The sequence below is a fragment of the Bacillus sp. hwrm1 genome, from assembly GCF_040207805.1.
GTDB classification, from domain to species: Bacteria; Bacillota; Bacilli; order Bacillales; family Bacillaceae; genus Bacillus; species Bacillus velezensis.
Genome location: NZ_CP157943.1, coordinates 2,766,892 through 2,790,376 on the forward strand (window position 1 = coordinate 2,766,892; position 23,485 = coordinate 2,790,376).

The window sequence follows — 23,485 nt, forward strand, 5'->3', positions numbered from 1 at the left end:
AATACCATCACCTAACAGATGAAGAACAGTCAGAAATAAATGAGATATTCAATTTTGAAAGTGAAGTTCTAATAAGAAGTGTCATGGACTATATTCAGGAAAACTTTGATGAAATTCAAAAAAGAGCTGTTTCAAATGTTAAAGAGAAGGTTCAGAAACTTAGCCAAAAAATAAATGAAGATATTGATAATAATATTTAATGCCTATGATCTCTAGATAGGCATTTTTTCTTTCGGATAAAAAAGAAAAGACGTACAAATTGTACGCCTTAATCTGCTTCTGTACTATCAATTTTTCACTGCATAAAAGTCACAGTTCAGGTTGCACCTCAGGTCACACTTTTTAATACAATTCCCATGAGTAGAGCCATTTTCAGGGGTGACTTTTCCCACTTTTAGTGTGACCGGGTCACACTTTTATTGAGCTTAGTGCTGGTCACACTTCGCTGTGACTCGGTCACAATTCCGCTGAAAATCAGCACTGAATGTTCGGATTTTACTGTGACTCCACTTCGTTTCACACTCCGTATCACACAACGGAATAATTACCGATTATCAATCGTCTCCGGGTACATATCATGATTCATCATCCGATGTTCGGCCATTTTTTCATATTTTGTTCCCGGTCTGCCGTAGTTTGTATACGGGTCAATCGAGATTCCGCCTCTAGGCGTGAATTTGCCCCATACTTCAATGTAGCGGGGGTCCATTAATTCGATCAAATCATTCATGATGATGTTCATGCAGTCCTCGTGGAAATCTCCGTGGTTGCGGAAGCTGAAAAGATACAGCTTCAGCGATTTGCTTTCCACCATTTTTTCGTCCGGAATATAGCTGATGTAGATGGTTGCAAAATCCGGCTGTCCCGTTTTGGGGCAAAGCGACGTAAATTCCGGGCAGTTGAATTTAACGAAATAATCACGGTTCACGTGTTTATTCGGAAATGATTCCAAAACCTCCGGCGCATATTCAAATAAATAGTTTGTCCCTTGATTCCCCAGGAGCGTAACTCCTTCTAATTCTGATTCTTTTCTTGTCATATAAATCTCCCTTTCTATTAAACTCCCCGTTTATTGCCCCAAAGCAATGTATGCAGCTGAGGCAGGACTCTGACGAGATTCAGATCCGAATCGGCTGAAACCTTATCAACGAGTGTTTCGTATTTTCCGAGCAGATGTGCGATCAATGCCCGGTCGTCCGTCGTATGGACGTTATCGTTTCCGACCTGAAGATAAAACGGGATATTCGGATACCGCTTGTGCACGGTTTTCGCGAATTGCAGATCTTCATCATTAAAAATGACGACCTTTAAGCTGACCGCGTTAAGCCTTTCTGCCGCATCAAGCGAAGACACAATGTGATCGAGCTTTGCAAAATCGGTTGTCATCCCCGAACTTGGCGGCTTCGGTGAAATCGTCAGGTCGTTAATCATTGTGAACCAATCCTGATAGACCGTTCCCTGCGTTTCTAAAGCGGCGCGCACCCCGTGCTCTTTCAGCAGCAGAATCAGCGCGTCAAGCTGCTTTAACAGCGCCGGGTTTCCTCCTGAGATGGTGACATGGGAAAAGGCGTCTCCGCCGATTTCTCTCAGCTCGCGGTAAATGTCTTCCGCCGTCATCCAGCGGATATCTTTTTTGGCTGAGCCGTCCCATGTAAAAGCGGAGTCGCACCAGCTGCAAGAGTAGTCGCAGCCCGCCGTGCGGACGAACATGGTTTTCTGGCCGATAACCATGCCCTCCCCTTGTATCGTCGGTCCGAAAATTTCTAATACCGGAATTCCTTTAGCCATTCCTATCACCTTTTTTCGGGCGGTATACGCAATAGCTTGTCGGGGTTTCCCTGACAAAAATCTGCACGCAGACCGGCTGATTCTCCAGTGTTTCGAGGTAGGACTGCACCTTATCGTAAATCGTTTTGGCCACGACCTCGGTCGTCGGCAGTGAATATCTGTCATCATCAGCAGAAAACTCGTCATGGTCATTCAGCAATGTATGGTCATAAGCGCCGTGCACCAATTTCTTCAGCACGCTGAAATTCACGAGAAAGCCTGAATCGTCCAGTTCATCCCCCGCAACTGTAATATTTACTGTATACGTGTGCCCGTGGACTCTGCTGCACGCTCCGGCGCTTTCGCGGGGAATAAAGTGCGCGGCTGAGATGTGCATGTCCTTATTCAACTCAAACGAATAAGGATGCTGAACCTGCGGGTAAATTTGAGAAAGCAATTAGTTTCGCTCTCCTTTCATTTTCATATATTCATCATATCCTTTATTGCGGAGCAGGCATGCCGGGCATTCGCCGCATCCGTCCGCAATGATGCCGTTATAGCAAGTCAGTGTGTTATTCTTTACAAAATCAAGCGCGCCGAGCTCATCCGCAAGTTTCCACGTTTCCGCTTTGTTCAGCCACATAAGCGGCGTATGAATGACGAACGGCTTTTCCATCGCCAGGTTGACGGTGACATTGCAGGATTTGACGAACTCGTCACGGCAGTCCGGGTAGCCGCTGAAATCAGTCTCGCAAACACCGGTGATAATGTGGCGCGCGCCGATTTGATATGCAAGAATCGATGCAAAGGATAAAAATACAAGGTTGCGTCCCGGCACAAAGGTTGTCGGCAGTTCCCCGTCCTTCGCTTCAATTTCGATATCATCTCTTGTCAGCGCATTCGGCGCGAGCTGATTTAAAAGAGACATATCAAGCAAGTGATTTTTGACACCGAGCTTTTCGGCAATCGATTTTGCCACATCGATTTCTTCTTGGTGACGCTGATTATAATGGAATGTAACGGTTTCCACTTCTTCGAAATTTTGCAAAGCCCATAATAAACAAGTCGTGCTGTCTTGGCCTCCGCTGAACACCACAACTGCTTTTTCTTTTTTCATGTCTTTCTCTCCCTTATCTATCATTCCATAAAAAAAGCGCCTTTTTCGGAGAAGGCGCCCTAAAAAACATAAAAAAACCGTATCCAAGGATACAGCTCGTCCTTAGTTTTTTATAGAGGGTGTAGCTAGAACCTCTCCCGCATCAATACGGATTTTCTTCTTTTTTCACTTTTGCTATCATACCATAATGTTGTTTCCCGTGACAATAAAAAAACAGCCTGAACCCTGTGTCAGGCTGCAAAATCGGGTTTAAGCCCCGCGTTTTTTCCCCGGAAATACCATCAGCGCAATCCCGATCAGAACAAATAAAGCAGGCCAGAAAACAGAAACCGGAATGATCGGCTGATTCGTCATCATAAAGCAAAGTGCTGTCAAGGTCAGCACCGCAACCGGGATGAGCAGCGCCTTCTGTTTCCCGCCGAACAGCCACAGCTCAAATAAACCGAATGCCGTTGCCAACAGGTAAACAGGCCATGTCACACCGGAGTAGGACCAATTGGTTGCCGTTTCAAAGACAAACAAGATCCCCGTAATCAATAAGATGCCGCCCGGTACGAGAAGTCCCGCGTTTTTGACAGGTTTCGGGCCGAAAATCGGAATGTGAAAAGCGGCGCCCAGCAAAAGAATGAGAGCGGGCCAGCCGCGTTCGCTGATGACTTCATTTGCATTGGTGAATATGCCGAAAATGCCCGCGGCGCACAGAACCGCCGCAGCAGTCAAAAGCCCTCTTTGCCTTCTGCCGAACAGCCAGGCTTCAAACAGGCCGAACGCAACGGCAAAGAGGTAGACAGGCGATGTCACATTTGCGTATGTCCAATCCGTCAGCGTTTCAAACCATAACAACCCGCCCGTCACAAGCAAAATGCCGCCCGGAATAAGAAGGCCCGATCTTTTTTTCGGCTGCATAAAGGCAGCGGCGTGAAACAAAAGCGCGGCTGCGATGATCAAAAGCGGCCACAGCCCCGTCATCAGCATACCGGCAAAGCATAGTGCTCCCACGGCTGTCAGGATGAAAGCAGGAATCAATACACCTAACTTCCTCCCGCCGAAATACCACAGCTCAAACAGACCGAGAGCAGGCGCCCATATATAAACAGGCCACGTCACGCCTGAATACGTCCATCCCGTTGCCGTTTCAAAACAAAACAGGCAGCCCAGCACAAAAAACATACCGCCCGGAACGAGCAGTCCCGCCTGGTCAGGCGTTTTTTTCGCAAAAATAAATCCGGCGTGAAACCCTGCGGACATTATAATGAAAAGAAACGGCCACGCCGAACCTGCGGATATATGAATAACTCCCGCCCTCTGTAAAAAAAACGCAATGCCGATACAAATAAAAATAAATCCCAATAATACACGTCGAGCTTTCATCTCTTACTCCTCCCCATCATTTCCCAATTCATTATACAGAAATGTCAGGAAAAAAGAAGGGGAATTCCCAAAAAATACAGACATTTTCCTTATATCCTTATTTTTCTTTCGGGATTTTTTTGCAAATCAATGCGCCGATGAAAGCGAGGCTCACATACCCAAACACCGGATAAACGGTGGAAATCAGCTGTCCGTAGCCGATTTGGCTGATAATGAAAGCAAACGCCAAAATGCCGCCGTAAATATATGTACTTTTTATATGAAGAAAACTGTTTAATTGTTTTTCCAATCCGTATAAATTACCGATGACCGACGTAAACACTTCTCCGAAAATAATAAACAAATAAATGATATGAAGCGAACGCGAATACGAATAGACGACTTGAGCCATCGGAATGTCAAACTCCAGCACATCCGGCAGCACCGATAATGATAAAAAGCTCGCGGCAAGCACCAGTGTCAACAGAACGCCGCCAAAATAAGCCCCCCTTCTGATCACCTTCTCTGAAGACATTTCATTCGCAAGCGGCACAAGCACGGCTTGGGCGAGCGATAAATTTAACGCGCCGTAAGAGACGGCGGACAAAAGCCAATTCCACTTGTCAGGCCATACCCATTCGTCCGCGTTTCTCGTGCTTGTAAATACAAATGAATCTGCTGTCACGATAAAAGAGAAGGAAATTAAAAGCGGCACAACCAATATATTGACGCCGAACACACCTTTAACGCCGCTTGTCATGACGGCAAAGCTCAGTACGATCGTCAGAAGGATCCCCGCTTGTGCGGACCAGCCAAGCTGTTCATGAAACAGCGCTCCCGCTCCGGACAGCATGACAGAGGTCACTCCCAGCAATATAAACATCATAAACATGTTCACGGCGCGGCCGATGGACTGGCCGAATAAATATGTGTTCAATTCCTGATAAGATGCTGCATGAATCCGTTTGGAAATGATCATGATTTTGGCGCCTAAATATGTAAACATCAGACCGCTTACCACGATACCGAACAGACCGATCCAGCCAAACTTCAGAAAAAACTCAACGATTTCCCGTCCCGTGGCAAAACCGGCTCCTACAACCGTGCCTACGTATACAAATGCAAGCTGACTTGCAGAACCTTTTGTTTGTCCCATTTCACCCTCCGGCTAAGCGCAGATTTGTCCAGGCCTTTATATATGCTTATGAGACAAGTCGCCCGAAAAGACGAACAAATCGTCCTTCCCCGGAGAAAACAGATTCAGCTCTCTCCTCTAAGCAAAAATATTGAAAGAAAAAAAGGGCCGGCGTATACTCTTCATCAAGAAAGGTCAAAACATTTCATTTCCTTTCTGACTATATTGGTCAAAAATAATCAAACCTCACAAATATCACTTATCATGCTGTAAACATTTATTTTTCAGGGTTTGAAACAAAACACTTGAAAGTCAAAGAAGGTCAGAGTATACTATTAATCAAAGAAGGTCAAAGTTAAGACCTTATTTTCTAATCCATTTGGTCAAAGATGATCAAACATTTTTCGAGGAGGTTTTGGCAAATGCGTTGTCAACATTGTCAGAAAAACGAGGCGACGATTCGCCTGAACATGCAAGTCAATTCCATTCAAAAACAATTCGTTTTATGTGAAACATGTTATACAGAATTAACCCGAAAACCGTCTATGAGCATGGGGCCACAATCATTCGGATTCCCGTTTGAGCAAGGTTTCGCTCCCAATCAAAATAAACAGCAGGCCGGCTCTGAAAAAGGCCTGCTCGACGAGCTCGCTCAAAACGTCACAAACGGCGCAAAAGCAGGTCTGATTGACCCTGTGATCGGCCGCGATCATGAAGTGGCGCGCGTAATTGAAATTTTGAACCGCCGGAATAAAAACAATCCGGTGCTGATCGGTGAGCCGGGCGTCGGTAAAACGGCTATTGCAGAAGGCCTCGCGCTTAAAATCGCTGAAGGCGATGTGCCGAACAAATTGAAAAACAAAGAGCTTTACCTGCTTGACGTCGCTTCTCTCGTCGCCAATACAGGGATCAGAGGCCAGTTTGAAGAAAGAATGAAACAATTAATGAACGAATTAAAAGAACGGAAAAACGTCATCTTGTTCATTGACGAGATTCACCTTCTTGTAGGCGCCGGCTCTGCCGAGGGATCAATGGATGCCGGGAACATCCTGAAACCGGCGCTTGCCAGAGGCGAGCTGCAGGTCATCGGGGCGACAACGCTGAAAGAGTACCGCCAGATTGAAAAAGATGCGGCGCTTGAAAGACGCTTCCAGCCTGTCATGGTTCACGAGCCTACAATAGAACAAGCCATCAGCATTCTGGAAGGCATTAAAGATAAATACGAGAAATACCACGGCGTCACATTCAGCAATGAAGCGATAAACGCCTGTGTTACGCTTTCATCCCGTTACATTCAGGACCGCCACCTGCCGGATAAAGCGATCGACTTATTAGATGAAGCCGGCTCTAAGGCGAACCTGGAGCTTGATACCGTAAATGAAGAAGATGCGGCTGAGAGACTCAAAGCAATTGACGCGGAGAAAACAAAAGCGCTTCATGAAGAAAATTATGAGCTTGCCGCGAAACTGCGTGATGAAGAAGCGGCGTTGGAAAAGCAGCTGGCGCATGAAACACCGGCCTCTTCACCTGAAATCGGGGCGGAGCATATTCAAGCCATCATTGAACAGAAAACAGGCATTCCGGTCGGAAAACTCCAGGCTGATGAACAAGTCAAAATGAAGGAACTTGAAGAGCATCTTCATCAGCGCGTCATCGGTCAGGAAAAAGCCGTGAAAAAAGTGGCGAAAGCGGTCAGACGAAGCCGCGCCGGCTTAAAATCCAAAAACAGACCTGTCGGCTCCTTCCTCTTTGTCGGACCGACCGGAGTCGGAAAAACCGAGTTATCAAAGACACTCGCAGATGAACTGTTCGGTACAAAAGATTCCATTATCCGTCTCGATATGAGTGAATACATGGAAAAACACGCCGTATCAAAAATTATCGGTTCACCGCCGGGATATGTCGGACACGATGAAGCCGGTCAATTAACGGAAAAAGTTCGCCGCAATCCGTACAGCATCGTGCTGCTCGATGAGATTGAAAAAGCCCACCCTGATGTCCAGCATATGTTTCTGCAGATTATGGAGGACGGCCGTCTGACAGACAGCCAGGGCAGAACGGTCAGCTTCAAAGATACCGTTTTGATTATGACAAGCAACGCTGGAACCGGCGAAAAACAGGTGAAAGTCGGATTCCAATCTGAAGAGAGCGTCCTGGAGGAACAAACGCTGATTGATTCACTGAGCGCGTTCTTCAAACCGGAGTTTTTAAACCGGTTTGACAGCATCATTGAATTCCAATCCCTGAAAAAAGAACATCTCGTGAAAATCGTCAGCCTGCTTCTCACAGAGCTTGAAGACACATTAAAAGAGCGCGGCATCAGCCTGAGCGTAACGGACGAAGCGAAAGAAAAAATCGCTGAAATCGGCTACCACCCAGCTTTCGGAGCACGCCCGCTCAGAAGAACCATCCAAGAATTGATCGAGGACGAAATGACAGATCTCTTATTGGATGACAACGAAATAAAAGCCTTCCATGTCGTAATGGAAGAGGACGGCATCAAAGTCCGGGCACAATAAGAAAAAAGCGGTTCCCTCCTCGCGGGGAGCCGCTTTTTTGTTTCTTTCTCCATGCCGAAAGGGAGAAACTGTGAAGAATTCGGGAACAATTTCTCAATCACCCTAAAGTTCCATGCACTGCCACCGATATTAACCATAGAAAGCTAGTATAAAGGATTTGGTGAAAACTATGGATAAAACATCGATTATCGGTATCATCCTCGCCTTGATTGCTTTAAGCGTGGGCATGGTGCTGAAAGGGGTCAGCTTAAGCGCACTCGCTAACCCGGCAGCTATTCTGATTATTTTGTTCGGTACGATTTCTGCGGTGATCATCGCATTCCCCGGAAAAGAAATCAAAAAAGTGCCTGCCCTTTTTAAAGTGCTGTTTAAAGAAAACAAACAGCTGACAATTGCGCAATTAATTCCTATGTTCTCTCAATGGGCGCAAATCGCCAGACGTGAAGGTCTGCTCGCATTGGAAGCAAGCATTGAAGACGTGGATGACGCATTTTTGAAAAACGGCCTGAGTATGGCGGTTGACGGACAAAGCGCAGAATTTATCAGAGATATTATGACTGAGGAAGTTGAAGCGATGGAAGACAGACACCAGGCCGGCGCAGCCATCTTTACACAAGCCGGCACATATGCGCCGACACTCGGCGTTTTGGGTGCGGTCATCGGCCTTATCGCGGCTCTTTCCAACATGAACAATACCGAGGCGCTCGGACATGCCATCAGTGCGGCTTTTGTCGCCACCCTTCTCGGGATTTTCACAGGATATGTACTATGGCATCCCTTCGCCAACAAACTGAAACGCAAATCAAAGCAGGAAGTCAAACTGCGTGAAATCATGATCGAAGGCGTTCTGTCAGTGCTTGAAGGACAGGCCCCGAAAGTGATCGAACAAAAACTTCTCATGTATCTTCCTGCGAATGAACGCGCAAAAGTCGCTGAACAAGAAGGAGAGGCAAACAATGGCGAGAAAAAAGAAGAAGAAGCATGATGACGAGCATGTGGATGAGTCTTGGCTGATCCCGTACGCGGATTTGCTCACCCTTCTTTTGGCTCTGTTCATTGTATTGTTCGCCATGAGCTCGGTCGATGCGGCGAAATTCCAAATGCTGTCTAAATCATTTAACGCCGTGTTTACCGGAGGCACGGGTGTTCTTGAATATTCAAGCGTCACCCCTCCTGAAAACGAAAAAGACGGCGTTGATCAGTTAAAAAAAGACAAGGAAAAAGATAAAGAACAGAAAAAGAAAGAAAGAGAAGCAGCCGACCGCGAAGAACTTGAAGGCGTGCAAAAGCAAGTCAATCAATTTATAAAAAATAAAAAGCTTGAAACTCAGCTGGAAACAAAGCTGACTAAAGAAGGACTCTTAATTACCATTAAAGACAGTATCTTTTTTGATTCCGGACGGGCGGATATCCGTCAGGAAGATATTCCGCTTGCCAAGGAAATCTCGAATCTCCTTGTGCTGAATCCGCCAAGGAACATTATTATCAGCGGACATACGGACAATGTACCGATTAAAAACTCACAATATCAATCTAACTGGCATTTAAGCGTCATGCGGGCCGTCAACTTCATGGCTATTCTCACGGAAAACCCGAAACTTGACGCAAAAGTATTCAGCGCCAAAGGTTTCGGAGAGTATAAACCGGCCGTGTCGAACAAAACCGCCGAAGGGCGCAGCAAAAACAGGCGCGTCGAGGTATTGATACAGCCTAGAAACGCCGCGACTGACCAAAATCAGTAATATAAAAAAGGAAGCCTTTCAAATGGCTTCCTTTTTTATTTCTGATGAAAATGTTTAGCGTTTAACCCCACTCTTTTCAGCATTTCCGTACACATTTCTATCTCTTCATCACTCAACACACTGATCATTTCTTTAATTTCGTCAGCATGATCAGGGAAAATATCGTCCAAAAGACGGATTCCCTTTTCGGAAATCTGTGCGAAAGTCACTCTTCTGTCAGTCGGCGAGGCTTTTCTGATGAGAAGTTCTTTTTTCTCTAATTTGTCAACAACGTATGTAATACTTCCGCTCGCTAATAAAATTTTGTCGCCGATCTGCTGAAGCGGCTGGTTGCCTTTGTGGTACAGCAGCTCAAGCACCGCAAATTCCGTCGGGTTCAGGCCGTGCTTATGAATATGTTTATTCATATGGTCGTTAATAGATCGGTACGCACGTGACAGTACAATAAATAATTTCAATGAGTTTTCTGTTTTATCCGTCATACATTCAATCATCCTTTTACAAAAGAAACCGTTACAGAGAAACATTAATAAACAAAATGAAAAATGTCAACAAAAATGTTTCCAAAATTTCTCTTCTTTTTGTCAGACCTTAATAAAATAATTTGTTTTTCTATCATTTTGGTTATTTTTTCTTATTAAAGAAGTATAAAAATGATATAATACCTCTATTCAAGTGTAATGTTGGAGCGATGCAGAGTGAATACATTTAAAGGTGCCCGGGGAAAGATCAAGCTTTATCTCATATTGGTGATCATCCCGGCACTTATTATCAGCTTTTTCATTTATGAAAAAGAAAAGCAGAAAATAGCCGATAAACACATACAGGAAGCCAGTATGATGCTCAACCTTCACCGCAATAAGCTCAATTATTTAATCGGTGAAACAAAAGCCCGGATGACAACACTTGCGATCGCTGTCGATAAGCCTGTCAATGAAGAAAAGATCATTGACATTCTCGATCAGGCTTTTGAGGATGAACCCAGATTCAGCGGACTGTATATGCTGAATTCCAAAGGTGATGTCATCGCAAGCACGACTGATCTGAAATCAAAGGTGAATTTGGCCGACAGACCGTATTTTACGAAGGCGAAAAAGACGAAAAAAACGGTCATCACAAATGACTACTCCAGCAGAATTACAGGCCAGCGCATCTTCACGATCTGCGTGCCGGTGTTAGACGCAGAACGGGAAGTCACGGATTATTTAGTAGCCGCCATACAAGTCGATTATTTGAGAAATATGATCAATATGCTGAGCCCTGACGTTTATGTCAAGGCAACCAATCAGAATAAAGTGATATTTGCCAGCGGACGGGCTGATCAATCAGAAGGTGTGAAACCGGTCAGCGGCTATCTGGATGATATTAATTGGAATATCAATGTTTATCCGAAACCGGTTGAGCTGAATGAGCTGACCAAAAGCGTGCTGCTGCCGATGTCCAGTATTGCCGTGCTGCTGAATATTCTGTTCATCCTCGTTCAATATTATTTGCTTAAGCGCAAGACCCAGCTGGAGCGCGCTCAAAATGAAGCGCAGAAATTGGAGCTGATCGGAACGCTTGCCGCCAGCACCGCCCATGAAATCCGCAACCCGCTTACAGGGATCAGCGGCTTCATTCAGCTTTTGCAGAAAAAATACAAATCGGAGGAAGATCAGCTGTATTTCTCAATTATTGAGCAGGAGATTAAACGGATCAATCAGATTGTCAGTGAGTTTTTAGTGCTTGGAAAACCCACTGCTGAACGGTTGGAAGTGAACTCGCTGCAGGATATTCTTGATGAGATTATGCCGATTATTTATTCTGAAGGGAATCTATACAATGTGGAAGTGAATGTGGAGATTCTCGTCAATCGGCCGCTCAAGGTCAACTGCACGAAAGACCATATTAAACAGGTGATTTTAAATGTCGCGAAAAACGCGCTGGAATCCATGCAGGAAGGCGGCCGGCTGTCCATCTATTTAGAAGCCCGCGATCATAAAGCAGTCATTAAGGTGGCTGACAACGGAATGGGCATTTCTGAAGATATGCTTGAGCACATTTTTCTTCCGTTTGTAACGTCAAAGGAAAAAGGCACCGGCCTCGGCCTTGTCGTATGTAAACGAATCATGCTGATGTACGGCGGTTCGATTGACATTCAAAGCGAAGTCGATAAGGGCACAGAGGTCACCATTACCCTCCCTGCCGCTTCTCGATGAAAAAAACACCCTGATCGGGGTGTTTTTTATTTAAAGAAGAGTATGTGTAAGAGGATATACCAGAGGAACGGCATCATAGCCGGCAGATAGTACGAGGCGCTTCGTGAGCCGTGCCAGCGGAAAAATCTGCTGACTGTACGCGGTCATCTTTCGGATGCGGCGCTTGATCAGGAAGCGCATTCAGTCTTCGTTATCTGTTTTATCATCCATCATTTGTTTGCTTCATATGCAGGCATGACGTCACCGCGGGAGAACAAGCCTATTTTCTTCACAAGGCCCTGTATTCCTTGGTGATGTGTACGATCACGGTTTACCAGCTGCTGATACGCGTTCATCAGACAGTCCAGTTCCTGGCTGTGCCTGATCGTGTCATATCCTGTAAACCCTTGCCTGTTAGCCGCATCTATCATCATTTTTCTTTTTTTATCAATAGATAGAAGCAATTTTTCTTGTTCAGAATAACTGCCCATTCACTTCACCCCTCACCGCTAAAAGAATAGGAAACAAGTTTGATTGGGTTATTGAGCATTATTACAGATTATACTTTATTTGTAAACATTTTTTTACTAAATAACTTATTTTTTCATTTCATATTGGAATCTTTAGCATGAATAAGAGAATAATACCCATTCGGGTAATGATATAAACAGAATGCGGCATATTCAAGAATTAAAAAACAGCCAAAGCTGACTTTATATTACAATAAAAAACCTCTCATGCCGGCGGGTGCATGAGAGGTTCGGGCGTCTATCAGTTTTGCACACTTTCATTTTCGTAAATCGGCACCCAGCCCTCAGTCGTCACGAAGATTCGGATTGCGACGACCCGGCGGTCTTCCTGAAGCGTAAAGTAGTGGCGGATGTTCTCCGGAACTGAAATCAAATCTCCCGGATTTAAACGGACGTCGAAAAATGTGCCGTCTTTGCCTTGAATGACGAAGATGCCGTGTCCGCTGACGATAAAGCGGACTTCATCATCCGTGTGGTGATGTTCTCTTTGGAAATTTTTTAATAATTCATCAAGATTCGGCGTGGTGTCTGATAAAGAAATGACATCCTGAGACTGATATCCGCGCCGGGCTGAAATGTCCTGAATCTCCGTGTCAAACGCCGCGAGAATCCGTTCTTTTTCATCTTCGGTTAGATCGTATTTTTCCGAAAGCTCAGACGGAAGTTTTTCAATGTTCCACTGCTCATAGATCACCTCTTGTTCGTCTAAGAAGCGCGCTACTTCTTCCTGTTTTTCAATGAGCGTATTCTTTTCGTCATGAATTCTGATGGTCGCCATTTTCTATTCCTCCTTTTATTTTACCAGCTGCGGCCGAAGTGACAGAAGCTTGAGGTGACAGCTGAATAAAAATTCATAGGCTTCCAGCACCCTTTTCGCTTCAAATGCGGTCCGCCCCCATGCCGTAATGCCGTGATTGCGGATTAACACCGCGCCTGAGCCGGCGGCCGCATGGTGCGCGAAGTTTTCGGCCAATGCCGGGATGTGCGCCGGATTGTCAATGATCGGAACGGTCACGGACGCGTTTTCCTCCCATAATCCGAGCGCCTTAATCATCTCCTGCCCCTGAAAAGTGATTTGTTTTTCATCCCCGTAAAGCTCTGAGATGACATTATTATTGACGGTATGGACATGCAGACAGCAGCCGGCGTCTGTCTTTTGGTATAAGTAAGTATGGAGAAGCGTTTCCGCTGAAGGTTTTAAAGAATGGCCGGTCTCAGCGGGCTTCCCGTACTCATCGATTAAGAGAAAATCTTCGTCTGTTTCTTTTCGTTTGTCTTTTCCGCTCGCCGTAACGAGAAAAGTCAGCGGCCCGTCGGATACTTTGATGGAAAGATTCCCGCTCGTTGCCGGGAACCAGTCTCTTTCAGCCAGCTCGCGTTTTACCTCGGCAAGTTCGCGCCAGCGTTCTTCTTTTGCAGCCATGCCTGCACCTCCCCGATGTTTTCAATGCCTGTTTTCACCTCATGAAAATCTTGAAAAGGCAGATGCCGGAGGCCGAGTTCTTTGCATTCAGTCAAAAGATAATCTCTCGCAAAGCACATATCGGACAACTTTGCAGCCTCGACATCCGTGACCGAATCACCGATCATAATGAGAAATTTCTGCTGATCGGATAGCTTACGGATGACTGACGGTTTGCAGCAGCCGCATTGATTGGTACAGTCTCCGTCACAGGCGTGCGGCCAGTCTATATGAATATGCTCATTGTCAAAGGATGCATGATTGCAGAAAATCCGCTCCTTTTCTACGATCCCTTCCAAAAGCGGATGCACAAAAAAGTCCATTCCCCCGCTTACGATATAAAACGGGAGGCCGTTTGACCGGACAAACGAGACAAAATCCAAAAAGCCGTCCCGTATTTTCGCATCCTTCAGAATAAAGCCGGTCAGTTCTTCTTTTAAGCTGCTCGGCAGCAGTCCGAACATCCGGCCGACTCCTTCTTGGATTGATATGCTTTTAGACAGAACACCGTCTTTTAATTCAAGCCACTCAGGAGGCGCGAATTCTTTCATCATGCTGACAATGTTGTCGTTCATGGTGACCGTTCCGTCGAAATCACAAATAATCAGCGGTGTGCGGGTCATACGGCTTCCACCCTTCCCCATTTGTCTAATGCGAGCTGAAGATCTTTGCACGACGCGGCTTTTTCTTCAATCGGCTGCGCTTCAAGCACCGCATCAATGATGGCGCGGAACGCTTTTCCCCCGCCCTCGGCTCCTTTCGGATGGCCGTGAATGCCTCCGCCGGCATTGATGATGTGATCGATGCCGAAATCGCGCATCAACAATGGCACCATACCGGGGTGAATGCCTGCTGACGGGACGGCAAACGACGGATGAAAGACATCGTCTTTTACACATTCATCATGGATTGCAAGCGCGGACTCCTTCGGAAGAGCAACGGATCCGTAAGGTGACGGAAATAAACTGAAATCAGCGCCGCAATAGCGGTTCAGCTTGCCGAGCAAAAGCGCATGCGACAAGCCGTAAACGGGAGATGATGTGAACGCGCCGCTGACTGCCGGATGCGCCATGATCGGAAGCGGGATTTCCCTGTCCTCAGCAAGGCTCTGCATCACATCTAAACCGTAAGCAAACACATTCAATAAAAGCGCGTCCGCCCCGAGTTCTGCCGCGCGCCTCGCTTTATCCCGCAATTCAGCGGTCCTTCCCGTAAGGTTTACGGCATACAGCGTTTTATGCCCCGTTTCCTCCCGGGTTTCCTTCAGGACTTGTTTTCCTTCGATAATGCGGGTTTCAAACGGAGCCAGTTCATTTTCAAAGAAAATTTCGTCATCTTTAATAAGATCCACGCCGCCGAGCGCCTGCTGTCTGAGCTGTTCTTTAATGTCGGCGAGATCCCGTCCGATCACGCCTTTAAATATGCTCATCAGAAGCGGTCTTTCAAATTCGCCCAGCAGTTTGCGGATGCCGTATATACCGAATTTCGGCCCGGGAAGGGAGCGTTTAAACCCTTCGGAAAATTCAAGATCAGTCAATTTTATTTTTCCGTCCAGTGACAGCTTTCCGAATACCGTCGTCAGGACGGCCGGAATATCTCTTGAAAAATTCGCCTCGGGATAGGCGATGGTGATGACGGATTGTGTTTCGTTTTCTGAGGTTCCTTCTTTCTCCTCAACTTTTACGACCCGCCCTTTATGTTTTCTGAGCTGTTCCTGCTTCACCAGGGGCAGGTCAGTCCAGGAGCCTACCGTCAGCCCCGCCGCAATCTGTTCCGCCCGCTTTTCACTGTCCGTTGTGTCTGTCAGAAGATATGTTGCCAATACTTCGCTCATGCGTGAACGCCTCTCTTTCTTTCGCAAAACATAAAAAAACCTCTTCCGTTTGAGCAGAAAGAGGCTTCGTGTTATGTCCGAATCTTATCTCTCAGCTCCTGCTGCAAGAATTAGCACCGTGCTTTATCAGTCGGTTGCCGGGCTTCATCGGGCTCGTCCCTCTGCCTGCTCTTGATAAGAATAATGATTTTATAAAGTATTTTGAATTATCGCATTGTTATTCTGATATGTCAATGCTTTTTCGGGTGAAAAGATTCAGTTTCCCGATCCGTTCCGCAGCTTCTTTAAGTCTTTCTTCACTTGTCAGAAGACCGACTCTTATATAGCCTTCCCCCCATTTTCCGAACCCGTTTCCGGCAGCGACCGCGACATCCGCTTTCTCGAGCAGCAGATCTGAAAACGACTGTGACGTATAACCGTCAGGCACAGGGAGCCATGCAAAAAAGGAGCCCGCCGGAGCCGTCACATCCCAGCCGATATTGCGGCAGGCTTTAATCCATGCATTGCGTCTCGATTCATATCTGTCATTTTGCGCCGCGACGCATGCCTGATCCGCTAAAAGTGCGGCTGCCGCCGCCTGCTGCGCCGCAGGAAACAGGCTGACAAACATATGATCCTGATAAAGGTTGATCGCTTCGATGACAGAAGCGTTTCCGACGGCAAATCCGACCCGCCAGCCCGCCATATTATACGTTTTAGACAAGGTATAGATTTCGATTCCCGTCTCTTTTGCGCCTTCGGTCTGCAAAAAGCTCAGCGGTTTATGCCCGTCAAAGCCGACGGCTCCGTACGCGAAATCATGAACGACACAAATGCCGTTTTGCTCCGCAAAACCGACCGTCTCCTCGAAAAACGCCTCTGTCGCCACAGCGCCGGTCGGATTATTCGGATAATTGAGATACAGCAGCTTCGCCTCGCTCCGCACCTTTTCAGGAATTACGCTGTAATCAGGGAGAAACCCTCTTTCTTCCGTCAGCGGCATCATTTCCATTCTCGCTTTTGCAAGGGCGACGCCTGACCAGTAATCAGGATATCCGGGATCAGGCACCAGAATGGTATCTCCCGGGTTTAAAAGACATTGCGGAAGCTCAACAAGTCCCGCCTTGCCTCCGAACAGCACGGCGACTTCCGTTTCAGGATCAAGCGTGACCCCGTACTCCCTTTCATAAAATGCAGCGGCTGCTTTTTTGAAGCTGTAAGCGCCCCGGAATGATGAGTATTTATGATTTTCCGGCCTTTCGACGGCGCGCTTCATTTCTTCAACGATATGCTGAGGCGTCGGCTGATCAGGGTTTCCCTGCCCTAAGTTGATGACGTCTCTGCCTTCTTTCAGCTTTTGATTCACTTTTTGCACCAATGATGCGAAAAATTGTTCCGGCAGCTGTTTGAGTACATCTGAGATTTCAAAGTTCATATTTTCACCTTCTAAAAATGTCTTGAAATGATAGTCCATCATCATATATGGTTAAATAAAAAAAGTAAAGAGAAACTTGAGGTGTTAAAAAATGAAATGGACCGTTTCCTGTTTGCAATTTGATATTTCATACGGAAATCCTTCAGAAAACTTTAAAAAAGCAGAATCTTTGATTGAGCAAGAAAGCCGCCATGCGGATGTAATCGTGCTTCCTGAGTTGTGGACGACCGGCTATGATCTCACACGGCTAGACCAGCTGGCGGATGAAAACGGCAAAGTTTCGGAACAATGGCTTAAAGAAACGGCAAAAACATACAACGTACACCTCGTTGCCGGATCTTTTGCGGTCAAAGAAGGCGAAAATGTCTATAACACCATGTACATCGCCGATAACAGCGGACAGATCGTGAAGCGGTATCAGAAAGCCCATCTGTTTCAGCTGATGGATGAACACCTTTACTTGTCAGCAGGAAACAGCGACGGTTCCTTTGAGCTTGACGGTGTCAAGTGCGCCGGACTGATCTGCTATGATATCCGTTTCCCCGAATGGATCAGAAAGCATACGTCCCGGGGCGCGAATGTCCTGTTTATCTCTGCGGAATGGCCTCTGCCCCGCCTTGATCATTGGCGAAGCCTGCTTATCGCCAGAGCAATTGAAAACCAATGTTTTGTCGCAGCCTCTAACTGCACGGGGTCCAATCCCGATAATGAATTTGCCGGCCACAGCCTGATTATTGACCCGTGGGGCCGGATTTTAGCCGAAGGAGACCGGACGGAAGGCGCAGTCCGGGCGGAAATCGATGTGTCAGAAAGCGCGGCCGTGCGGGGAACCATTCCGGTTTTTCAAGACTTGCGGCGTGAACTATATTAATTTTCAAAAAAACGTTGACAAGAATATCCGGCACCTGCTAATATTTTCATCAACTGATTAATCCGAATTGTGATACAAATCAATATATTTTTCTCTTATCGAGAGTTGGGCGAGGGATTGGCCTTTTGACCCCAACAGCAACCGACCGTAATTCCATTGTGAAATGGGGCGCGTACATTTTGCGCCGAGACGATTGTCTCATAAGGCACGGTGCTAATTCCATCAGATGTTATCTGAGAGATAAGAGGCGGACTGCACTGTTTCAGCCTCCTTCTCTTTCAGAGAAGGAGGCTTTTTTTTCGGGCGTATTCTCCGTCACGATCTCTTACTGCCACTACATAATTGGAGGGTAAATCCATGTCAGCAACTAAAACAAGTCTTTATGAACAATTAACAGAAAGCTCCGCCGCCGCGTTAGCCGTCAAGCTCGGCTTATTCCAAAGCAAAAGCACTCTGACATGCCGTGAAATCGGCGACGGCAATTTAAATTACGTCTTTCATGTTTACGATAAAGAAAACAAAAAAGGACTGATTATTAAACAGGCAATCCCTTACGCGAAAGTCGTCGGTGAAAGCTGGCCGCTTACAATTGATCGGGCGAGAATCGAAAGCAGCGCCCTCATCCGCCAGGGCGAACACGTGCCGCACCTCGTTCCGGCCGTTTACTATTCCGATACTGAAATGGCCGTCACGGTAATGGAAGACCTCTCGCATTTGCGGATTTCAAGAAAAGGGCTGCTGGAAGGGCAGCATTATCCGAACTTATCGGTTCATATCGGTGAATTTTTAGGGAAAACGCTTTTTTACTCATCCGATTATGCGCTTGATGCGAAAGTAAAGCAGCAGCTCGCAAAGCAGTTTACAAATCCTGAGCTTTGCAATATTACGGAAAGGCTTGTGTTTACAGAACCGTTTCTCGACCATGAGACAAACGATTTTGAAGAGGAGCTGCGCCCATACGCAGAAAAAGTTTGGAACAATTCCCGGCTGAAAGAAGGCGCTGACGAATTGAAAGCCATCTTTCTGAATTCCGCGGAAACATTGGTTCACGGCGATCTGCACACGGGAAGCATTTTCGCCGATGAACATGAAACAAAGGTGATTGATCCCGAGTTTGCTTTCTTCGGACCGATCGGGTTTGACATCGGCCAATTTATCGCCAATCTGCTGTTAAACGCCCTCAGCCGCGACGGTGACGACAGACAGCCGTTATATGATCATACTGCCGCCGTATGGGATACATTTGTGAAAACATTCAGTGAAGCATGGGAGAAAGACTGCTTGCCTTCCCGCAGACACCTGCTGGAAGACACACTGAAAAACGCGTTTGAGGAAGCGGTCGGTTTTGCGGGATGCGAACTGATCCGGCGCACGATCGGACTCGCCCATGTGGCTGACTTAGATGAAATCACTCCGTTTGACAAACGAATCGAACGGAAGAAGCTCGCGCTTGACATCGGCGCCTATTATATCGAAAACAGAAAAAAACTGAAGCATATCACCGAGGTTCTGGACCAATTTAAGCTCCGTGTAAAGGAATGATGCAGCATGACCAATGAATTTGCCATCCCCCGTTCTGTAGAATGGAAAGAAACCTACATCCGCATTTTAAATCAGCAAAAGCTTCCCGACGTCACTGAATATGCGGAACTTAAAACAAAGGAAGATGTATTCGACGCGATTGTCACGCTGAAAGTAAGGGGCGCCCCGGCCATCGGTATAACCGCGGCGTTCGGACTCGCGCTCTCCGCCAAGTCGTTTGAAGCCCGCGACCTTTCAGATTTCCGACGTCAGTTCGCGGATGTCAAAGCGTATTTAAACAGTTCGAGGCCCACTGCCGTCAACCTCGCGTGGGCGCTTGACAGACTGACGGATTCCATCAGGGATGCGATCTCAATCAATGAAGCGAAGACAACGCTCGTTCATGAAGCCATTCAAATTCAGATTGAGGATGAAGAAACATGCCGAATGATCGGCCAGAATGCGCTGCACCTTTTTAAAAAAGGCGACCAGATTATGACCATCTGCAATGCGGGCTCGATTGCCACAAGCCGATACGGCACGGCGCTTGCTCCCTTTTACTTAGCGAAACAAAAAGATCTCGGCCTTCATATCTACGCATGTGAAACAAGACCCGTTCTCCAAGGATCACGGCTGACGGCGTGGGAGCTGATGCAGGGCGGAATTGATGTCACGCTCATTACCGACAGCATGGCCGCCCATACAATGAAGGAAAAACATATTTCTGCAGTCATTGTCGGCGCTGACAGAATTGCAAAAAACGGTGATACGGCCAACAAAATCGGAACGTACGGCCTCGCTATTTTGGCAAACGCCTTTCAAATTCCGTTTTTTGTGGCCGCACCGCTTTCGACATTTGACTTGCAGATTGAAAACGGCTATCAGATTCCGATTGAAGAGAGAGATCCGGATGAAGTCAGACAGATCTCCGGCATACGCACCGCTCCCGAAGATGTGCCGGTCTTCAATCCGGCCTTTGACATCACACCGGGCAGCCTGATTTCCGGCATTATAACCGAGAAAGGAATTGTGACCGGCTCTTACACGGAAGAAATTGAACAATTATTCACTGACTGCCAGCTGAGCTGAAAAACCGCTGATGATATTGCCTCAGGCAATGTCAGCGGTTTTTTTGTCTGCACAATGTAATCACTTCATCTTTTTGGACGGCTGTAATGAGATGCATTTTAAAAAACAGCTCTGCATAACCGGCTATCTTTTGCGGACGGCTCATTTTCATCAGGCTTCGTCCTCCTTTTTCATCAGACCAACTTTTTTCACTTAATAAAATGATATGTCGGACGTGAAAAAACGGAACGTGCCATACGCTTTATTTTTCTTTATAGGATATTTGTTCGATGTTCAGCAGCACCGCTTTTACATCCGTCTTCGTGCCCGCGTATCCCGTTAAGGCGCTGTTTTTGCCGATTACCCGATGGCACGGGATCAAAATCGGCAGCCGGTTTCGTTTATTGGCTTGTCCGATGGCGCGCACCACTTTCGGTTTTCCGATCGCTTCAGCCATATCGCCGTAGCTTCGGGATTCCCCGTAAGGAATCATCGTCAGCGCGTTCCATACCCTTTCCTGAAAGGGTGTGCCTTTTTGTCTCAGAGGCAGAGAGAATTGCTTTCTTTCTCCTGAAAAATATGATGCCAGCTGCTGTTTCGCCTCCGACAGCAAAGCGGTTTCGCACGGCTTTACGCCGGGCGCGTCTTTCCGCCATTCCTCAAAATCTTCCCCGGTGAGAAACAGGCCGGTAATAAAGCTCTCTTCCTCTGTTATGATGACGGTTCCAAACGGCGCTCTCACACTTGTAAAACAGATCATTCCCCGCTCCTTCTTTCTTCGGTATTCTGCCGGATCGGAAGCGTCAAATGAAAAACGGTGCCCTTCCCTTCTTCACTTTCCACATGAATGCGTCCCTGATGTTCTTCGATGATTTTATAGCTGACCATGAGACCGAGACCCGTTCCCCTGTCTTTTGTCGTGTAAAATGGTTCACCCAGACGTTTTAATTTGTCTTCGGAAATGCCTGTTCCTTCATCTTGAATAGAAATCAAAATGTGGTCTTGATCAGAAGACTGAATGGTCACGTAGATATTGCCGCCGCCCGGCATGACTTCAATGGCGTTTTTTAAAATATTGATAAACACCTGTTTTAATTGATTCGGTTCACAGTAAATCGGCGGGATGTTTCCGGTCAGGTTCAGATGGATCTGCACATTGACAAGATTGGCCTGGGCATTCAAAAGATCAGCCGTGTCTTTCATAATCTGCGTCACGTCTTTTTCTTCATATAATATCGCCTGGGGTTTCGCTAAAATTAAAAATTCAGTGATGATAGACTCGATGCGTTTTAATTCTGAGGTAATGACGTTAAAGTACAGAGAATATTCGCCTTCAATGCTTCCTTGAAGAAGCTGAATGAATCCTTTCAGCGCCGTCATCGGGTTTCTGATTTCGTGGGCGATGCCCGCCGCCAGCTCCCCTACAACATGAAGAGTGTCGGATTTCCGCAGCCTCTCTTCAAGCTCTTTGGCCTCTGTGACATCTTTAAAGATGGCCAGATTCATATTTTGAATGATATTTCTTTTGAAGGAGAATTCCAGTTTGCGGCTGTCGCTGCTGCTTAACAGGAAGGGGATTTCATTATCCATTCCTTCTAAATCAATCTTTCTGGCGGGAACACCCGCGTTTTCAATATCAAATAAAGAAAGAATATCCGGAACGGTGTACGCTCTCAGCTCCTCATCCGGCATACCGAGTATACGGCTTGCGAGAGGATTCGCGTCAATAATGCGGAATTGGTTGTCAAATAAGACCTTGCCGTCCATTGAGCCGTTGAATACTTTTCTGAATTTCAGCTCGCTTTCCCGCAATTCCTTTTCCATCCGCTTACGATCGCTGACATTTCTTAAAATGGTTAAATGCTGACCTTCAAGTATGGTTCGTTTTGATGTGAATTCCAACTCTTTAAATTGGCCGTTTGCCATCTGAAACAGCATTTCTTCACGGATTTCCCCGTATTTTTCATATTTTTTCTTAATCTGTTTGTATTTTTTCTGCGGATCAACGATAAACGTACATAAATTCGTCTCCACCAGTTTATCCATCGGCAGTTCGAAAATGCGGCACGCCGATTCGTTTGCTTTGGCAATCTTTCCGTCATCAGACCAAATGACAATCGCGTCCATGGCGTTTTCAAAAATTTCGCGGAATCGCTCTTCGCTTTTGAAAAGTTTCAATTCCATCAACCGTTTCTCTGTTATGTCCCTCATAATGGACATGTAGAACCCGCTGATTAAGTTGGACGTAATCGTAAATTCAAACAGCTTCTCTTCGCCCGACCGAAGCTTGACGGGCAGTTCTCCTTTGGCGTTTCCTTTTCTGCGGAGGGTTTCCCAGATTTCTTTCAGATGCTTTTTGTTTTCTCCGTCGGTAAAATGGCGGAGCGACAGATGGGACAATTCATTCTGGCCGATCTCAAAGCTTTTGCAAAAAGAGAGGTTCGCATCAATAAACCCGCCGTCCTTATCAAACAGCACGATGCCGTCGACAGCCCTGTCAAACAAATCTTTAAACAGCTGCTCGTTCATGGAGAATTCGCGCTCTAATATTTTTTTAGAGGAGATGTCCCTCATCACCACAAAAAAATAATCCTCCCCAATTCCGTCTCTGGCGAGGAATTCAATGTATTTCGTCGCGCCGCTGTCAAGCTTAATCGGCACCTCTTTCCACAGATGGCCTTTTTTTAAAAACTTTTTCACAGCCTTATTCAGTTCTTCCTGAGGCACGGAATATAAAAAATCCAGGACGGAGCGGTTAATGAGGTTCTCTGCCTCAATCTGCATCATCCGGGCCGCAGCCTCGTTCGCCTGGACGATTTTCATTTCCTTACGGCATATAAAAATGGCATCAAGCGTGTTATTCATAATCACGTGATACCGGTTCAAATCACTCTTCAGGCGGTCATTTTCCTCTTTCATCCGCTTCAGCTGCTCTTTCAGCGACTCGTTTGTTTGCAAATCCAGAGTTTCAGCCATTC

At 46.5% G+C, this 23,485-nt stretch carries 22 protein-coding genes and 3 riboswitches; of the genes, 7 read left to right on the forward strand and 15 right to left on the reverse strand.

The genetic code is table 11. The features are described 5' to 3' along the window. Nucleotides 1–544 precede the first annotated feature (544 nt). The 6 genes from queF to ABK447_RS13715 form a co-directional block, all read right to left on the reverse strand. The gene (gene queF / locus ABK447_RS13690) at nucleotides 545–1,039 is read right to left on the reverse strand and encodes a preQ(1) synthase (RefSeq protein WP_003154673.1); all 495 of its coding nucleotides are present in this window, start codon (nucleotides 1,037–1,039) and stop codon (nucleotides 545–547) included. Nucleotides 1,040–1,056: 17 nt separating this feature from the next. Next, nucleotides 1,057–1,788, reverse strand: a complete 732-nt coding sequence (gene queE / locus ABK447_RS13695; protein WP_003154676.1) for a 7-carboxy-7-deazaguanine synthase QueE — start codon at nucleotides 1,786–1,788, stop codon at nucleotides 1,057–1,059. Continuing rightward, nucleotides 1,781–2,164 carry a 6-carboxytetrahydropterin synthase QueD gene (gene queD, locus ABK447_RS13700; protein WP_229024199.1) on the reverse strand — a complete coding sequence of 128 codons (384 nt, stop codon included), beginning with the start codon at nucleotides 2,162–2,164 and terminating at the stop codon, nucleotides 1,781–1,783. Before queD ends, queE begins: the two co-directional genes overlap by 8 nt. A gap of 60 nt (nucleotides 2,165–2,224) precedes the next feature. Further along, nucleotides 2,225–2,884 (reverse strand): 7-cyano-7-deazaguanine synthase QueC, encoded by a 660-nt coding sequence (gene queC / locus ABK447_RS13705; RefSeq protein ID WP_003154679.1) that lies wholly within the window; start codon nucleotides 2,882–2,884, stop codon nucleotides 2,225–2,227. A gap of 96 nt (nucleotides 2,885–2,980) precedes the next feature. Next, nucleotides 2,981–3,025: riboswitch (PreQ1 riboswitch) on the reverse strand. Nucleotides 3,026–3,133: 108 nt separating this feature from the next. Next, nucleotides 3,134–4,255 carry a hypothetical protein gene (locus ABK447_RS13710; protein WP_007408456.1) on the reverse strand — a complete coding sequence of 374 codons (1,122 nt, stop codon included), beginning with the start codon at nucleotides 4,253–4,255 and terminating at the stop codon, nucleotides 3,134–3,136. 97 nt (nucleotides 4,256–4,352) lie between these two features. After that, on the reverse strand, nucleotides 4,353–5,390 hold the full coding sequence (locus tag ABK447_RS13715) for a transporter (protein ID WP_020953988.1): 1,038 nt from the start codon (nucleotides 5,388–5,390) through the stop codon (nucleotides 4,353–4,355). 401 nt (nucleotides 5,391–5,791) lie between these two features. Between ABK447_RS13715 and clpE the strand changes: the two genes are divergently transcribed. The 3 genes from clpE (at nucleotide 5,792) to motB (ending at nucleotide 9,630) form a co-directional block, all read left to right on the forward strand. Next, nucleotides 5,792–7,888, forward strand: a complete 2,097-nt coding sequence (clpE, locus tag ABK447_RS13720) for an ATP-dependent protease ATP-binding subunit ClpE (RefSeq protein ID WP_007408460.1) — start codon at nucleotides 5,792–5,794, stop codon at nucleotides 7,886–7,888. A 169-nt stretch (nucleotides 7,889–8,057) separates the two neighbouring features. Next, on the forward strand, nucleotides 8,058–8,873 hold the full coding sequence (gene motA, locus ABK447_RS13725; RefSeq protein ID WP_007408461.1) for a flagellar motor stator protein MotA: 816 nt from the start codon (nucleotides 8,058–8,060) through the stop codon (nucleotides 8,871–8,873). Continuing rightward, nucleotides 8,845–9,630: a flagellar motor protein MotB gene (gene motB, locus ABK447_RS13730; protein ID WP_003154685.1), complete on the forward strand. Its 786-nt coding sequence runs from the start codon at nucleotides 8,845–8,847 to the stop codon at nucleotides 9,628–9,630. Before motA ends, motB begins: the two co-directional genes overlap by 29 nt. A gap of 35 nt (nucleotides 9,631–9,665) precedes the next feature. Here the strand turns inward: motB and ABK447_RS13735 are convergent, their stop codons facing one another. Next, on the reverse strand, nucleotides 9,666–10,112 hold the full coding sequence (locus ABK447_RS13735) for a MarR family winged helix-turn-helix transcriptional regulator (protein WP_007408463.1): 447 nt from the start codon (nucleotides 10,110–10,112) through the stop codon (nucleotides 9,666–9,668). Nucleotides 10,113–10,310: 198 nt separating this feature from the next. Between ABK447_RS13735 and ABK447_RS13740 the strand changes: the two genes are divergently transcribed. Beyond that, nucleotides 10,311–11,828 carry an ATP-binding protein gene (locus ABK447_RS13740; protein ID WP_061046826.1) on the forward strand — a complete coding sequence of 506 codons (1,518 nt, stop codon included), beginning with the start codon at nucleotides 10,311–10,313 and terminating at the stop codon, nucleotides 11,826–11,828. Between the two features lie 209 nt (nucleotides 11,829–12,037). Here ABK447_RS13740 and ABK447_RS13745 read toward each other — a convergent pair whose 3' ends face one another. The 6 genes from ABK447_RS13745 to ABK447_RS13770 form a co-directional block, all read right to left on the reverse strand. Further along, nucleotides 12,038–12,298: an aspartyl-phosphate phosphatase Spo0E family protein gene (locus ABK447_RS13745; RefSeq protein WP_007408464.1), complete on the reverse strand. Its 261-nt coding sequence runs from the start codon at nucleotides 12,296–12,298 to the stop codon at nucleotides 12,038–12,040. Nucleotides 12,299–12,578: 280 nt separating this feature from the next. Further along, nucleotides 12,579–13,115 carry an acireductone dioxygenase gene (locus ABK447_RS13750; RefSeq protein WP_108725003.1) on the reverse strand — a complete coding sequence of 179 codons (537 nt, stop codon included), beginning with the start codon at nucleotides 13,113–13,115 and terminating at the stop codon, nucleotides 12,579–12,581. A 15-nt stretch (nucleotides 13,116–13,130) separates the two neighbouring features. After that, on the reverse strand, nucleotides 13,131–13,760 hold the full coding sequence (locus tag ABK447_RS13755) for a methylthioribulose 1-phosphate dehydratase (protein ID WP_012117414.1): 630 nt from the start codon (nucleotides 13,758–13,760) through the stop codon (nucleotides 13,131–13,133). Next, complete coding sequence (gene mtnX, locus ABK447_RS13760) at nucleotides 13,718–14,422, reverse strand: 2-hydroxy-3-keto-5-methylthiopentenyl-1-phosphate phosphatase (RefSeq protein WP_007408467.1); 705 nt, start codon at nucleotides 14,420–14,422, stop codon at nucleotides 13,718–13,720. The genes ABK447_RS13755 and mtnX overlap by 43 nt, the downstream gene beginning before the upstream one ends. Next, nucleotides 14,419–15,633 carry a 2,3-diketo-5-methylthiopentyl-1-phosphate enolase gene (mtnW, locus tag ABK447_RS13765; protein ID WP_015239734.1) on the reverse strand — a complete coding sequence of 405 codons (1,215 nt, stop codon included), beginning with the start codon at nucleotides 15,631–15,633 and terminating at the stop codon, nucleotides 14,419–14,421. Before mtnW ends, mtnX begins: the two co-directional genes overlap by 4 nt. A gap of 81 nt (nucleotides 15,634–15,714) precedes the next feature. After that, nucleotides 15,715–15,814: riboswitch (SAM riboswitch) on the reverse strand. A 36-nt stretch (nucleotides 15,815–15,850) separates the two neighbouring features. Then, complete coding sequence (locus tag ABK447_RS13770; protein ID WP_060561769.1) at nucleotides 15,851–17,047, reverse strand: pyridoxal phosphate-dependent aminotransferase; 1,197 nt, start codon at nucleotides 17,045–17,047, stop codon at nucleotides 15,851–15,853. 91 nt (nucleotides 17,048–17,138) lie between these two features. On the opposite strand from ABK447_RS13770, the gene ABK447_RS13775 reads away from it, so the two are divergent. From ABK447_RS13775 to mtnA, 3 genes are all read left to right on the forward strand, one after another. Further along, nucleotides 17,139–17,918: a carbon-nitrogen family hydrolase gene (locus ABK447_RS13775; protein ID WP_144463986.1), complete on the forward strand. Its 780-nt coding sequence runs from the start codon at nucleotides 17,139–17,141 to the stop codon at nucleotides 17,916–17,918. Between the two features lie 92 nt (nucleotides 17,919–18,010). Next, nucleotides 18,011–18,165: riboswitch (SAM riboswitch) on the forward strand. Between the two features lie 110 nt (nucleotides 18,166–18,275). Further along, complete coding sequence (mtnK, locus tag ABK447_RS13780) at nucleotides 18,276–19,460, forward strand: S-methyl-5-thioribose kinase (RefSeq protein ID WP_014417574.1); 1,185 nt, start codon at nucleotides 18,276–18,278, stop codon at nucleotides 19,458–19,460. Between the two features lie 6 nt (nucleotides 19,461–19,466). Beyond that, nucleotides 19,467–20,528, forward strand: a complete 1,062-nt coding sequence (gene mtnA, locus ABK447_RS13785; RefSeq protein WP_197200162.1) for an S-methyl-5-thioribose-1-phosphate isomerase — start codon at nucleotides 19,467–19,469, stop codon at nucleotides 20,526–20,528. A gap of 241 nt (nucleotides 20,529–20,769) precedes the next feature. Here the strand turns inward: mtnA and ABK447_RS13795 are convergent, their stop codons facing one another. Both ABK447_RS13795 and ABK447_RS13800 read right to left on the reverse strand, forming a co-directional pair. Then, nucleotides 20,770–21,267 (reverse strand): methylated-DNA--[protein]-cysteine S-methyltransferase, encoded by a 498-nt coding sequence (locus ABK447_RS13795; protein ID WP_197200161.1) that lies wholly within the window; start codon nucleotides 21,265–21,267, stop codon nucleotides 20,770–20,772. Continuing rightward, the gene (locus ABK447_RS13800; RefSeq protein ID WP_014417571.1) at nucleotides 21,264–23,483 is read right to left on the reverse strand and encodes a PAS domain-containing sensor histidine kinase; all 2,220 of its coding nucleotides are present in this window, start codon (nucleotides 23,481–23,483) and stop codon (nucleotides 21,264–21,266) included. The genes ABK447_RS13795 and ABK447_RS13800 overlap by 4 nt, the downstream gene beginning before the upstream one ends. Nucleotides 23,484–23,485 lie beyond the last annotated feature (2 nt).